The following is a 15282-nucleotide window of genomic DNA, read 5'->3' on the forward strand; positions in this document are numbered from 1 at the left end:
GCCGGCGCGCGCGGCGACCGCCCCGGAAGGGAGCACGTGTACGGGGGCGGCGCGGAATGCCACGGCAGTGGACGCCGTGCTTACTCGTTCTTGATGTCCGCGTTGACGCTGTCGCCACCGACCTTGCCGTCGGCGCCGAGGCTGATCAGGTCGAAGCGCTGCGCTTCACCGGGGATGCGGTATCCGATCGGATTCTTCCAGGGATCCTGCAATTCGCTTTCCTTCGCATACGGCCCCAGCCAACCGGTGGCATTGCCCGGATTGGTCACCAGGTCGGTGAGCTGCGTCGGGTAACGGCCCGTGTCCAGCTGGTAGGTTTCGACCTTGCCGGCGAGGGTCTGCAACTGGGATTGCGCCAGCTTCACCTTGCCGCTGTCCGCACCACCCATCACGCGGCTGCCGACCAGCACCAGGATGCCGCCGATCAGCACCAGCACGATGATGATCTCGAGCAGGCTGAAACCCTGCTGGGAGCGCGGGGAGCGGAACGCATTGATCGGACGCATGCGGGACATGGGACGGACTCTCCAGTGATGCTCAGTTGATGGCGCCGGTCAGATCGTACAGCGGGACCAGCACGGCGATGATGACCACGCCGACCACCGCGGCCAGGACCAGCGTGATGGCGGGAACGAGGGCGGCCAGCATACGGTCCAGCACCTGAGCGGTTTCCTGCTCGAAGGTTTCCGCCGTCTTCAGCAGCATGCCGTCGAGGGCGCCCGACTCCTCGCCCACCTGGATCATCTGCAGCGCCAGCCGCGGAAACCGTTTGCCCTTGCCCAGCGATGCGGACAGTCCATGGCCGTTCTTGACGTCCTCGGCGGCGGCCTCCACGTCGGCCACCAGTGCACGGTTGCCGAGCACGTTGCGGGCGATCCCCAACGCGGTGAGCAATGGCACGCCGTTCTTCAGCAGCGTACCCAGCGTGCGCGCCAGCCGGGCGGTTTCCAGGCGCGCCAGCAAGGGGCCGACCAGCGGACGACCGAGCAGCCAGGCATCCAGCCGGTTGCGGAATGCGACGTCGCGGAGGCGGCGGCCGAACCACAGCAGTGCGACGGCTGGCACCGCGATCAGCACGTACCAGAAATCACGCACGAAGGCACCCACCCACAATACGCCGCGCGTGAACCACGGCAGCGCCACGTCCAGGCTTTCGTACATCACCGCGAACTGCGGCACCACGTAGCCCAGCAGGAACAGCAGCGCGAAACCCACCACGACCAGCAGGATGGCGGGATACACCAGCGCGTTGACGACGCGCCCCTTCAGCGCGCGACTGCGCTCCAGGTAATCGCCCAAGCGCTGCAGGGTGTCGTGCAGGCTGCCGCCGGCTTCGCCGGCACGCACCATGTTGATGTACAGCCGCGAAAACAGGCCGTGCTGCCGGTCCAGCGCCGTCGACAGCGGTGCGCCGCCACGCACCGCGTCACGGATGTCGGTGATGACGCGACGCGCCTTCTCGTCTTCCGGCAACTCCAGCAGGATGCCGAGCGCACGGTCCAGCGGCTGGCCCGCGCCGAGCAGCGTGGCCAATTGCTGGGTGAACTGCACCAGCCGGTCCCCGGCGAAGGCATTCGGCCGCCACAGCTGCCGCCAACTGCCGCCGCTGCCGGCCACGGCCAAGGCCGCCTCGACCGGCAGATGCCCCTGCTCCTGCAGGCGTGCGACGACATCGGCATCGCTGGCGGCTTCCATCTGGCCGTCCAGCATTTCACCGTGCGCGTTGAGGGCCTTGTAGCGGTAGAGCGGCATGCCGGCAGCGGATGGGGGAATGCGCCAACTTACCGTATTCCCCCGTCCACCGTCATGCGCGGCCGTCACGCACCACACGACACGACGGCCCCGGTCTCCCGGGGCCATCGTGCTGCGGCATCACCCGCGTGGTTCAGGGCGCGGTGAACGTACCGCGCACGCTGACGTTGGCGAACGCCGTCTTGCCCACCAGCGACACGTAGTAGGTGCCCGCCTGCGGATTCGCGATGTTGATCACCTCGTTGTTGCCCGGCCGCACCGAACGCAGGTCGTAGGCCGTCGCCGTGGCCGCACTGCCGAACTTCACGTAGACATCGGCATTGCCGCTGCCACCGAAGCTGATGAACGACAGGTTCTTGGCCCCCGCCGGCACGACCAGTGCGTACTGCACCACCGCATCCTTGGTGCCGGCGTTGCCACCGACGGCGACGTTGTTGACCAGCGGCGTGGCGGTCGGCGGCTCGCCGCCGCCCATCACCGCCTGCACGGCAGCGGCGGCATCGACGATGCCCGCCCCGATCGGACGGTTCGCCGGCGGCGCCACCGGGAACGGTCGTGCGGTGGACTTGAGGACCGCCAGCACCTGCGCCGGCGTCAGCGGCGTTTCCGCCACGCTCTGCATCAGCGCGACGACGGCCGCCACGTGCGGCGCCGCCATCGACGTGCCGCCCATGCCGAAGTAGGTCTCGGTGGTGGGGACCGTGGTGCCAGCGTTGCCGGCCGACCAGACGTAGCCGCCCGGATTGCCGTCCACGCTGCCGCCACCACCGGGCGCGGAGATGTCGATGCGCGTTCCGAAGTTGGAATAGGACGCGATGCCGCCGGTGATGCGCGTCGCGCCGACGGTGATCACGCCGGCGCAGTTGCCGGGCGAAAACCCGTTGACGTTGCTCGCATCGTTGCCGGCCGCCACCACCACCGTGCTGCCGTTGGCGATGGCGATGTTGAACGCGTTCTGTTCGACCGCACTGCAGGCGCCAGAACCACCGAGGCTGAGGTTGATCACCTCCGCGGGATTGGCATTGGCCGGCACGCCGGCGACGGTGCCGCCGGATGCCCAGATCACCGCATCGGAGATGTCGGAGGTGTAACCGCCGCAGCGGCCGAGCACACGTGCCGGGACCACCTTCGCATTGAACGCGCCGCCGGCCATGCCCTTCGCGTTGTTGCTCACTTCGGCGACGGTGCCGGCGACATGCGTGCCGTGCCAGCTGCTGTCCTGCACCGGCGAGCCTGCGTAGCACTCGCCCGCGACGGGATTCCAGTCGCCCTCGTCGCGCGGATTCGCGTCTCGCCCGTCACCGTCGCGCGAGACGAACGTGTCGCTGATGAAGTCGTAGCCCGGCAGGATGTTGGCATCCATGTCGCTGTGCGCGGTGATGCCGGTGTCCAGCACCGCGACGACGACGCCCGCACCGGTCGCGTTGTCCCACGCGGCCGGCAGGTTGATGCCGCCGACCGGATCCTTGAAATGCCACTGGTACTGGTTGTAGTAGGTGTCGTTGGGTACCAGGCGCGCGTAACGCCGCGCATCCACTTCGACGAACTCCACGTCGGCGTCGGCCGCCAACTGGCGCAGCAGGCTTTCGGCCTCCACGCGATCCAGCTTGCGCGACGTCCGCACGAGTTCTGCGCCGATACCGAGGCTGCGCAGCTTCGATGCGCTGACGGCCTTGCCGTTCGATGCGCCCAGCGCCGAGCGCGTCACCGCGCCAAGCAGCGAACGCTGCAGCGTGGCGCTGCTGGTGCGCGCCGTGCTGCCATCGCGGTACTTCACGATGAACCGGTCGTAGGTTTCGCCGTCGCGCAGACCGGCGGTGCTGACATCGCCCGCCGAGGCGGACGCCGCGAAGGCTCCGAATGTGACGATTGCGGCGAGCGCAGCAACGAGAGGACGACGACGCGAACTGTGGAAAGAGGGATATGAATTCACTTGACCTGCTCCATGTCTACAAGGATGAACGAACTGGGTAACCCGTTTACGACGTGCTTACTCAACGACTTGCGACTTCCTTTTCAAGCGGACCGTGCATGTACCCCTGTTTACCTGCCACGGCACTCTTCACGCGATGACTACATGCTTTGCACGCGCTCTACACACGACGTTAACGCCTTGTTTCAAGCAGTTTTCTCGCGTTGCGCCGAACGTAGCAAATCTCTCGCAAATTGCACAACGCGGATGTAGTGTTCGATCACACGGAGTTGTTTTGCATCATCTCGGGATGAGGGGATGGGGAATGAGGGAATCGTTTTTCGACGCGGCATTTCGTTTCGAAGATCCATGTGCACGCCTGTTTTTTCGTGACGCCTCCGCGTCGCGTTGCGCACGCCAGCGGCGACCCGTCACGCGTCTTCCGCACGATCCCTGCACTTCCGTCTCCGTTTCCGTTGCTTCGTGCGACCCGGCCATGCGTCTCCCCTGTCGCATGCCGCGCTGTCTGTTTGCCTGACGCAGTCCGCCTCGATTCCCGTGCCGCATGGTCCGGGCGCTGTCGTATTCCCCCGAAAACACAGAATGAAGGACGTGATCCATGAACAGGATTTACAGCAAGGTGTGGAACCCTTCCCTTGGCATGCTGGTGGTGGCCTCGGAGTTCGCGCGTCGCGCGCACGGCGTGATGTCGTCCGGCGCGCGGGTGCGCGCGCGGCTTGGCGTGACGCTGCTGGTCTCGGCCCTGCTTGCCGGTGCGCCGTTCGGCGCGGCATTGGCCCATGACAAACAGAAAGGCCAGCCGCAGAACGACAAGCCGCAGATCGGGACGGGTCCTGCCTTCTGCGTGGATGCGCGTGGCAAGCCCATCATCGACGGACGCCCTGGCGAGAACGCCGTGTCCTGCGGCGACGACGTCGACGCGTCCGGTCGCCATGCCGTCGCGGTCGGCTACAAGAGCATCGCCAACAAGGCGGGCGCCACGGCCATCGGCGGCTATGCGGAAGCCAAGGGCGTGAATGCCACGGCCGTGGGCTACGACAGCAGCGCGACCGCGCAGGGCGCGACGGCGCTGGGTAGCCAGAGCAATGCGACCGGCGCGAATGCGACCGCGGTCGGCACGCTGGCGAACGCGACGGGCGCCGGTGCGAGTGCGGTGGGCACGGGCAGCCGCGCCACGGGCGCGTACGCCGGTGCGTTCGGCAGTTCGTCCACCGCCTCGGGCACGCAGGCATTGGCCGCCGGCCACACGAGCACGGCGACCGGCGTCGCCACCGTTGCGCTCGGTGGATTCGCCAACGCGTCGGGCAGCTTCGACACGGCCGTCGGCTACGGCGCGGATGCCAGTGGCGGCGACAGCACGGCACTGGGTTCCGGCTCCCTCGCGACGGGCTACAACAGCGTCGCCGTGGGCGGTTCGCTGCTCGGCTTCCTGCCGACCGAAGCCTCCGGTGATTTTTCGACGGCGGTAGGTGGCGGCGCCTGGGCGCCGGGCACCAATGCCACGGCGATCGGCAACCTCGCGTCGGCCAGCGCCGACAACAGCGTCGCGCTCGGCGGCGACTCGGTCGCCGACCGGGAGGACAGTGTCTCCGTCGGTCGCGCCGGCAGCGAACGGCAGATCACCAACGTGGCCGCGGGCACTGAGGGAACGGACGCGGTGAACCTCGACCAGCTCAACGCGGTCGCCGAAGCCTCGGGTAATGCCACGCGTTACTTCAAGGCAAATGGTGCCAACGACGGCACGGATGACGCGGTCGCCAATGGCGACTACGCCACGGCCTCCGGTTCTGCGGCGCTTGCAGATGGCGTCGGTGCGACGGCCACTGGTTCCGGTGCGTTCGCGCTCGCCAACGGTGCGACCGCCTCCGGCTTCAACGCGACGGCGACCGGTGCGAACAGCGTCGCCAATGGTGCCGGCGCACAGGCATCGGGCGCAGGCGCGGTTGCGGTCGGCGGTCAGCGCCAGCTGCTCGACGAGAATGGTGACCCGATCCTCGATGCCGATGGCAATCCGGTCTACGCGAGTACGGAGGCGACGGCAGACGATGCCACTGCGGTGGGTGCTGGCGCGGTTGCCAGCGATACCGGCGCAAGCGCGGTAGGCGCAGGTGCGAATGCATCCGGCGCTTATTCGTCGGCGGTGGGTACCGAGGCTGCGGCGTCCGGCATCCAGGCCACGGCGGTCGGCTTCCGCAGCGATGCGTCGGATGATGCAGCCACCGCCATCGGTGGCTACAGCAGCGCATCGAACTTCGGCGCCTCGGCCTTCGGCTACGGTGCCGAGGCCAGCGGCAACAGCGCCACGGCGTTAGGCTTCGGCGCGGTCGCCAGCAACTCCGACAGCACCGCGCTCGGCTCCAACGCCATCGCCAGCGGCAACAACAGCGTCGCCGTCGGTGGTGCGTTCTTCGGCTTCATTCCGACCGAAGCGTCGGGCAACTACTCCGTCGCCGTCGGTGGTGGCGCGTATACGCCGGGCTTCAACTCGGTCGCCCTCGGCAACCTGGCAACCGCCGAAGCCGACAACAGCGTCGCCATCGGCGGTGATTCCGTTGCCGATCGCGAAGACACTGTCTCCGTCGGCAGTGCGGGCAGTGAGCGGCAGATCACCAACGTCGCGGCGGGCACCGAGGATACCGATGCGGTGAACCTGGCCCAGTTGAACGAAGTGGCGGAAGCGTCGGAAAACGCGACACGCTACTTCAAGGCCAATGGCGAAGAAGACGGCACCGATGATGCCGTGGCGAACGGCGACTATGCGACCGCATCCGGCTCCGCGGCCTTCGCCGATGGCGTCGGCGCCACCGCCACCGGTTCCGGCGCCTTCGCCCTGGCCGACGGCGCCACGGCAACCGGCTTCAACGCCACCGCTACCGGCGCGAACAGCGTCGCCAACGGCAGCAGTGCGGAGGCCAGTGGCGACTCCAGCATCGCCATCGGCGGCTCGGTGGATGCCTTCGATGCGAATGGCAATCCGATCACCGTCAACACCGTCGCCTCCGGCCTCGGTGCCACGGCGGTCGGTTCCGGCAGCCTGGCGTCAGGCCTTGGCAGTTCGTCCTTCGGCGTACTCAGCGAGGCCAGCGGTGAAGCGAGTTCCGCATTCGGCTACGGCAGCACGGCCACCGGGTCGTACGCATCGAGCTTCGGCCATGCCAGCGGCGCCACCGGCGACTACAGCGTGGCGGTCGGTGGACCGGCCGACCTGATCCCCGGCTTCGGCCTGCTCGTCTACACGCAGGCCAGCGGATTCAGCGCGGCGGCATTCGGTGCCGGCGCGATCGCGGCGGGCGACTACAGCCTCGCGGCCGGCAGCCTGTCGGAAGCATCGGGCATCGAAAGCACTGCCGCCGGCTTCTTCTCCTACGCGCCGGGCGACTACGCCACCGCACTGGGTGCGGAATCCTGGGCCAGCGGCGACAACAGCACGGCGGTCGGCTTCTACAGCACGGCGCTGGGCGACAACAGCGTGGCGCTCGGCGCGAACTCGACCGCCGACCGCGACAACACGGTGTCGGTCGGCGACGTGGGTACAGAGCGCCAGATCACCAACGTCGCTGCGGGCACCGAAGGCACCGATGCGGTGAACCTGGACCAGCTCAATGCGGTCGCTGAGGCCTCCGCGGGCGCGACCCGCTACTTCAAGGCGAATGGCGCGAACGACGGCACGGACGATGCCGTGGCGAATGGCGATTACGCCACCGCGTCAGGTTCCGCGGCATTGGCCGACGGCGTCGGCGCGACGGCGACCGGTTCCGGTGCGTTCGCACTGGCCAACGGTGCGACCGCGACCGGCTTCAACGCCACGGCGACGGGCAGCAACAGCGTGGCCAACGGTGCGGGTGCACAAGCATCGGGAGCTGGCGCGGTTGCGGTCGGCGGACAGCGGCAACTGCTCGACGGGAACGGCAATCCGATCCTGGATGCCGATGGCAATCCGGTCTACGCCAGCACGGAGGCAACGGCAGACGATGCAACGGCCCTTGGCGCAGGCGCGGTCGCCAGCGAGATCGGCGCTACCGCGACAGGTGCGGGCGCGAATGCGTCCGGCGCCTACGCCTCTGCCGTCGGTACCGAGGCCGGCGCCTCGGGCACGCAGGCGACGGCCATCGGCTTCCGCAGCGATGCGTCCGACGATGCCGCCACCGCCATCGGTGGCTACAGCAGCGCCTCCAGCTTCGGCGCGTCGGCCTTCGGCTATGGCGCCGACGCCAGCGGAAACAGCGCCACGGCGCTCGGCTTCGGTGCGGTCGCCAGCAACTTGGACAGCACCGCGCTGGGTTCGAACGCGATTGCCAGCGGCAACAACAGCGTGGCGGTCGGTGGCGCGTTCTTCGGCTTCATCCCGACGGAAGCCTCGGGCAACTACTCCGTTGCCGTGGGTGGCGGTGCGTATACGCCAGGCTTCAATTCGGTGGCGCTGGGCAACCTGGCAACCGCCGAAGCCGACAACAGCGTCGCCATCGGTGGCGATTCGGTCGCTGACCGTGAGGACACGGTGTCGGTCGGCAGTGCGGGCAGCGAACGCCAGATCACCAACGTCGCGGCCGGCACGGAAGGCACCGACGCAGTGAACCTGGACCAGTTGAACGCCGTAGCCGATGCCTCGGAGAACGCCACGCGCTACTTCAAGGCGAACGGCACCGGTGATGGAAGCGATGACGCCACCGCCAATGGCGACTACGCCACGGCCTCCGGCTCGGCGGCGCTGGCCGATGGCATCGGTGCGACGGCGACCGGGTCCGGTGCGTTCGCGCTGGCCGACGGCGCCACGGCGACCGGCTTCAACGCCACCGCCACCGGTGCGAACAGCGTCGCCAACGGTGCCGGTGCGCAAGCCATCGGCGCGGGTTCCGTGGCGCTCGGCGGACAACGCCAGTTGTTCGACGAAAACGGCGATCCCATCCTGGACGCCGATGGCAATCCGGTCTACGCGAGCACTGGAGCCACCGCAGACGATGCGACGGCGATCGGTGCCGGCGCCCTCGCCGGCGAGGTCGGCGCGAGTGCCGTCGGTGCGGGCGCGGACGCGTCCGGCGCCTACGCCACCGCGTTGGGTACCGAAGCCTCGGCATCGGCAACACAGTCCACGGCCGTCGGCTTCCGCAGCAGTGCGGATGGCCTGGCCTCCACCACGGTCGGCGGCTACAGCAGCGCGGGCGGCGATTTCGCCTCGGCATTCGGTTACGGCGCGGCCGCGGGCGGCAGCGGCGCGACCGCCGTGGGCGAAAGCGCGAGTGCGGGCGGCGATGAAAGCACCGCCGTCGGCGGCACCACGTTCTTCGGCCTGATCAATACGCGTGCCAGCGGCACCGGCAGTTCGGCGTTCGGCAACGGCGCCTGGGCCACCGGCGAGTACAGCACCGCGCTCGGCCACAACAGTTACGCCGATGGCGACGACAGCGTGGCCTTGGGCGTGAATTCGGTGGCAGAGGCGACGAACAGCGTCGCGATCGGCGCCAATTCGTGGAACGACCGCGACGACACCGTCTCGGTCGGCGATGTCGGTGCGGAACGGCAGATCACCAACGTCGCGGCCGGCACGGAAGGCACCGACGCGGTGAACCTGGACCAGTTGAACGCCATCGCCAACGCCTCGGAAAACGCCACCCGCTACTTCAAGGCGAACGGTGCGGGCGACGGCAGCGACGACGCCACGGCCAACGGCGACTACGCCACGGCGTCCGGCTCCGCGGCGCTGGCCGATGGCTTCGGCGCGACGGCGAGCGGTTCCGGTGCGTTCGCATTGGCCGATGGCGCGACCGCCACCGGCTTCAATGCCACCGCCACCGGTGCGAACAGCGTCGCCAACGGTGCCGGTGCGCAAGCGGCAGGCGCGGGTTCCGTCGCGATCGGCGGACAACGCCAACTGTTCGACGAAAACGGCGATCCGATCCTGGATGCCGACGGCAATCCCGTCTACGCCAGCACCGAAGCGACCGCGGATGATGCGACGGCAGTGGGTGCAGGTGCCGTGGCCAGCGACACCGGCGCGACCGCGACCGGTGCGGGCGCCACGGCGTCGGGCGCCTACGCCACGGCGACCGGTGCGGAAAGCGCGGCGTCGGGCCTCCAGGCCACCGCGAACGGCTTCCGCAGCGATGCCTCGGGTGACGGCTCGGCCGCCATCGGCAGCTACAGCAGCGCATCCGCCTTCGCCGCATCGGCCTTCGGCTACGGTGCGCAAGCGTCGCAGGAAAGCGCGACCGCATTGGGCTTCGGCGCGGTGGCGAGCAACTACGACAGCACCGCGCTGGGTTCCAACGCTGTCGCCAGTGGCGACAACAGCGTCGCTGTCGGTGGTGCGTTCTCCGGCTTCCTCCCGACCGAAGCCTCCGGTGACTACTCGGTCGCCGTCGGTGGCGGTGCCTACACCCCCGGTGTCAATGCCGTCGCGCTGGGCAACCTGGCCACCGCCGAAGCCGACAACAGCGTGGCGATCGGCGGCGACTCGGTGGCGGATCGCGAGGACACCGTGTCCGTCGGCAGGGTCGGCGGCGAACGGCAGGTCACCAACGTCGCGGCCGGCACCCAGGCCACCGATGCGGTGAACCTGTCGCAGCTGAGCTTCGTGGCCAGCGCGCTGGGCGGGGGTGCCGGCTTCTCGGGCGGCGTGTTCATCGCGCCGAGCTACACGATCCAGGGCACGTCGTACAACAACGTGGGCGCGGCGTTCACCGCCGTCGATGCCAAGCTCAACGAGTTGTACGGCATGTACAACGGATCGGGCAGCGGCACGACGACGTCGACGGCTTCTGCCGGCACCGCACCGCCCACGCAGGCGAGCCAGGGCCACGTGGCGGGCGAGACGGCGTCCGCGCCGGGCAACGGCGGCGGCGCATCGTCGCCTGCACGCGGCACGGCGACGACCACGGATGCCTCCGGCGGCGGCGCCGTCGCCAGTGGCCAACCGGCGGTCGCGACACCGGCCGATGCCACCGCGGCAACCGACGTGCCCGCCACGGCCGCGTCCTACGCCGATGCGGGCGACGCCAACACGCTCAGCAGCGCGCAGTCCTACACCGACCAATCCTCGGCAAGCACGCTGTCCAGCGCCAAGGCCTATGCCGACTTCCAGGTCAAGGCACTGGAGGACGACTTCAACGCCTTCCGGGGCGACGTGGACCGCCGCTTCTCCGAGCAGGACCGCCGCCTGGACAAGATGGGCGCGATGAGTTCGGCGATGTTGAACATGGCGATCAACGCCGCCGGCAGCCGCAGTCCGCGCGGGCGAGTGGCGGTGGGTGCGGGTTGGCAGAACGGCGAGAACGCCTTGTCGGTGGGCTACTCCAAGCCGATCGGCGAGCGCGCGTCCTTCAGCATCGGTGGCGCGTTCAGTGGCGACGAGAAGTCGGCCGGCGTGGGTTTCGGTATCGACCTGTAACCCGGAGCAAGGCAACGAAGAAGGGCCCGGCATTGCCGGGCCTTTCTTTTTGCGTTCAGGGCATCGCGACCGTCGTACTCAACGGCGATACGCCGTTCTCGTCGAACGCTTCCACCGCCACGTGGTAGCCGACATCGCGACTGAGCGCGCGCAGTTCCAGCGTCGTCGGCCGGTCGGCGAACACCTGGTAGCCCAGGTTCAAGCGGTCCGGCGCGATGCCCCAGCGCACGTTGTAGCCGACCGCGCCACGCACGGGCTGCCAACGGACAAAGGCCTGGCGCGGATCGGCGTCGCGGCGAGCGGTAACCTTGCGCGGCGCGGCCGGTGCACGGCCACCCGCATCACCGAACACGCGCAGGTCGCTGATCGCCAGGTGCGCAGCGCCGACATGCCCGTGCACATAGCGCACGTAGCGCGCACTGACCGGCGCCGGCAGCTGGAAGTAGGCGTTGGGGCGGTCACGACGCGGCGTGCCGGTGGCTGCCAGCGGCTGCCACCGACGTCCGTCCGTCGAATGCTCCAGCGCGAACTCCGTGTAGATGTCGTCCGCATCGCCGTAGCGCCCGGACTGGTAATCGGCGAAGTTCACCTGCACCGCACGCAGCGTCTTTGATGCGCCGAGGTCCAGCGTCAGCGTCTGCCCCGCTTCATTCCTGCCCGCCACCCAGAACGTGCGCGGATTCTCGTCCGTCACGTTGGCCGCGGCATGGCCCAGCAGCGTCGTCGATGCGGTCACCGCCTTTCGCCACGACAGCAGCATCCAGCCGGTGAACAGGTCTTCCGGATCGGCATTCGGTTCATCCGGCACGTAATGCGGAAAATCGCCGAAGCGGGTGCTGACCGACATCTGCCCGTCCGCGCTGAACGCCGCCGGAAACATCGCGATGCGACGCTCGAAGGTCCAGTTGTAGCCGAGCCACGGCGTGCCGGTGTTCCACCAGTTGCCGTACGCGTCCTGGAACGTGGAGCCGTGGCCCGCACCCTGCACGAAACCGCCGGGTTTGTAGCCCACCGGGTTGTAAGGCGCGTATGCGAACGGACCCAGCGGGCTGTCGCCGACATAGGTGCCGGTGGCGTAAGCGTTGTGCTCGGTACCCGGCGCGCCGTACTGCAGGTAGTACCTGCCCCGCACCTTCGTCATCCACGCACCTTCCATGTAGTTGCCGACCGGCGTGCCGTCGGGGAACACGGCGCCACGATGGTCCTGGCCGAAGCGCTCCCAGCCGTGCCGCTCGGGATCCAGCGCAAGCAACGCACGCGGTGTGCCGACGTAGCGCATGCCCTTCGACATGTCGAGCGCGATGCCGTACAGCGGAAACGTATCCGACGAGCCCCAGTACAGGTACCAGCGGCCGTCGTCGTCCTTGAAGAACGCGGGATCCCACGGCCCGGGTGGAATCCTGTCCGGCTGCGGATCGCCGTTGCGCCAGCCGGGCAGGCCGACATCGCGACCGGGCGGCACCGCGTTCGGCAGTTCCGGCAGCATGCGCGTCAGGAAATCGAAACGGCCACTGGCGGGATCGCGCGACTCCAGCACCGCGCCGGGCGAGAACAGCGAGCGCATCACCACCAGGCGATCGCCGTCGGAGATCACCGCCGGCGCGACCATGCTGTCGAACGGCCAGCGGCTCGGCGCGATGAACGTCCAGTCCACCAGATCGGTCGAGCGCCAGTAACCATCAGCCAGGGTCTGGAACAGGTAATAGGCATCGCCGTGGCGCACGATCACCGGGTCGGCGCCGGTGCGGTACGAAATGCCCCGGCTTTCCTGCTCGAAGTTGTAGCGGTAGTCGATGTCGAGGGGATTGGCGTAGGTCTTCCGCGCTTCCGCCGCCTCCGCCGTTCCCGTCAGTGTCAGCGCGGCCAGCAATGCCGCGCGCGCAGGTCCGATGCTATCCACGCCACCCATCGATGGAAACGATTACACCGGAGTATTCACGAGCACCGCGCGAGGGGAAAGTCGCGCCGCAGCGAACGTCAGCGGAAGAACGACGAAAGCCCGCGCCGATGACGCGAGGCGACGGCTCAGTCGCAGGCCATGCGCCCCTTCGGCAGCACGCGCGGATTGCCGAGTGCGAACAGCTTCACCGGCTGCTCCCACATCTCGAACGAAGAGACGCCGGGGGTGACGCCGCAACTGCTGGCGTAGGTGAACCGCTCGCCATCCAGCGAGACGTACAGGTCGAACTTCACCGCCTCGACCAGCGCACTGCTGACCATCAGCGTGGTCTGCGCGGCGTCGCCACTGCGCGCGGCACGCAGGTTGCCCGGTCCGTCGCCGGCGGGCGCCGAGGCGATGACCTTGCCGTCCACCACCTCGACCTGCAGCGCCAGCGACGGCGAGGCCGTTCCGATCGCGAAGCCGGCAGGCAGTTCGCTGCGCGACAGCGTCTTCGGTGCGGGCTTGGCCGCCGATGCGATCACCGGCATCGCGCACAGCGCGATCACGACGTATCCGAGCAGCATCCGCTTCATCGCTTCACCCCTCCTCGGTAACGCGCAGCACTTCCTCGATGGTGGTTTCGCCGGACATCGCCTTGACGATGCCGTCCTCGTACATGGTCCGCATGCCGTTCTCGCGCGCGAGCTGCTCGATCTCGCCCATGCCGGCGTGGCGCATGATCGCGCGGCGGATCGCGTCGTTCATCACCAGGAATTCGACGATGGTGGTGCGGCCGAGATAGCCGGTCGGCGCAATGGCCGACCCGCGCGGGCGGTACAGGAAGATCTCGCCCTGCGGCTGGAACCGGCGCAGGCCGAACTTCTCGATCTCCTCCGGCGACGCGGCGTACTTCTCCGCATGCGTCGGCTCCAGCCGGCGCACCAGGCGCTGGGCGAGGATGCCGTTGATGGTGGAGGTCATCAGGTAATCCTCCACCCCCATGTCGAGCATGCGGGTGATGCCGCCGGCCGCGTTGTTGGTGTGCAGCGTGGACAGCACCAGATGGCCGGTCAGCGCGGACTGGATGGCGATGCGCGCGGTCTCGAGGTCGCGCATTTCGCCGATCATGATGATGTCCGGGTCCTGGCGGACGATGCTGCGCAGCGCATGCGCGAAGTCCAGCCCGATCTGCGGCTTGGCCTGGATCTGGTTGATGCCTTCGATCTGGTACTCGACCGGATCCTCGACCGTGATGATCTTGACGTCCGGCGTGTTGAGCTTGCTCAGCGCGGTATACAGCGTGGTGGTCTTGCCCGAACCGGTCGGACCCGTGACCAGCAGGATGCCATGCGGCTGCTCCAGCACTTTCTGGAACTGCGGCAGGAACGCATCGGTGAAGCCGAGCTTCTTGAAATCGAACACCACCGTCTCGCGGTCGAGCAGGCGCATCACCACGCTCTCGCCGTGCGCGGTCGGCACGGTGGACACGCGCAGGTCGAGTTCCTTGCCCTGCACGCGCAGCATGATGCGGCCATCCTGCGGCAGGCGGCGCTCGGCGATGTTGAGCTTGGCCATGATCTTGACGCGGCTGATCACCGCAGCGGTGAGGTTGGCCGGCGGGCTTTCGCCCTCCTCCAGCACGCCGTCGATGCGGTAGCGCACCTTCAACCGGTTCTCGAACGGCTCGATGTGGATGTCGGACGCGCGCAGTTCGACCGCACGCTGGATCACCAGGTTGACCAGGCGGATGACCGGCGCTTCCGATGCCAGGTCGCGCAGGTGCTCGACGTCGTCGAGGTCGGCGGTGGTCTCGCCATCCGCATTCTCGACGATCGCGCCCATCGCGCTGCGACCCTGTCCGTAGTAGCGCTCGATCAGGTCGCTGATCTCCGACCGCAACGCGACCTGCGGCCGGATGGCACGACCGGTGGCCAGCCGCACCGCATCCAGCGCATACCGGTCCTGCGGATCGGCCATCAGCAGGTCGATGTGGGTTTCGTCTTCGCCTACCGGGCAGACATGGAATTGCTTGAGAAAACGCTGCGACAACGCGACCGATTCCGGCGGCGCGTCGGGCGCGTCCTTGGCCACCACCAGCGGCAGCCCGAGCACCTCGGCGGCGGTCTCCGCATGATCGCGTTCGGACACCAGGCCCAGGCGCGACAGCAGCGCCAACAGATCGCCACCCGTCTCTTCCTTCAACCGCCGTGCGCGCGCGAGGTCGGCCTCTTTCAGCCGTCCGCGGGCCAGCAGGGCCGCGACGATGCGCTCGTCGTCGGAAAGCGGATTGTCGAGCGCGGCTGCGTCCACGGAAGGCCTCCCAGGCCCTGT

At 68.4% G+C, this 15282-nt stretch carries 7 protein-coding genes; 1 reads left to right on the top strand and 6 read right to left on the bottom strand.

Annotated elements, in window-relative coordinates; translation table 11 throughout:
• Positions 1–80: 80 nt before the first annotated feature.
• From gspG to V7060_RS15525, 3 genes are all read right to left on the bottom strand, one after another.
• On the bottom strand, positions 81–506 hold the full coding sequence (gene gspG / locus V7060_RS15515) for a type II secretion system major pseudopilin GspG (RefSeq protein ID WP_334180207.1): 426 nt from the start codon (positions 504–506) through the stop codon (positions 81–83).
• Positions 507–537: 31 nt separating this feature from the next.
• Positions 538–1752, bottom strand: coding sequence for a type II secretion system F family protein (locus V7060_RS15520; protein WP_334180148.1), 1215 nt, complete (start codon positions 1750–1752; stop codon positions 538–540).
• A gap of 133 nt (positions 1753–1885) precedes the next feature.
• The gene (locus tag V7060_RS15525) at positions 1886–3685 is read right to left on the bottom strand and encodes a S8 family peptidase (protein ID WP_334180149.1); all 1800 of its coding nucleotides are present in this window, start codon (positions 3683–3685) and stop codon (positions 1886–1888) included.
• A gap of 598 nt (positions 3686–4283) precedes the next feature.
• Between V7060_RS15525 and V7060_RS15530 the strand changes: the two genes are divergently transcribed.
• Positions 4284–11069 (top strand): ESPR-type extended signal peptide-containing protein, encoded by a 6786-nt coding sequence (locus V7060_RS15530; protein WP_334180150.1) that lies wholly within the window; start codon positions 4284–4286, stop codon positions 11067–11069.
• Positions 11070–11124: 55 nt separating this feature from the next.
• On the opposite strand, the gene V7060_RS15535 is transcribed toward V7060_RS15530, so the two are convergent.
• From V7060_RS15535 to gspE, 3 genes are all read right to left on the bottom strand, one after another.
• A complete protein-coding gene (locus V7060_RS15535; protein WP_334180151.1) occupies positions 11125–12969 on the bottom strand; it encodes a family 43 glycosylhydrolase in 1845 nt (614 codons plus the stop codon).
• Positions 12970–13094: 125 nt separating this feature from the next.
• A complete protein-coding gene (locus V7060_RS15540; RefSeq protein ID WP_334180152.1) occupies positions 13095–13544 on the bottom strand; it encodes a hypothetical protein in 450 nt (149 codons plus the stop codon).
• A gap of 4 nt (positions 13545–13548) precedes the next feature.
• Entirely contained in the window at positions 13549–15261 is a 1713-nt protein-coding gene (gene gspE, locus V7060_RS15545; RefSeq protein ID WP_334180153.1) for a type II secretion system ATPase GspE, read from the bottom strand.
• Between the last annotated feature and the right edge of the window lie 21 nt (positions 15262–15282).

This window comes from Pseudoxanthomonas sp. (genome assembly GCF_036845285.1).
Taxonomy (GTDB): Bacteria; Pseudomonadota; Gammaproteobacteria; order Xanthomonadales; family Xanthomonadaceae; genus Pseudoxanthomonas_A.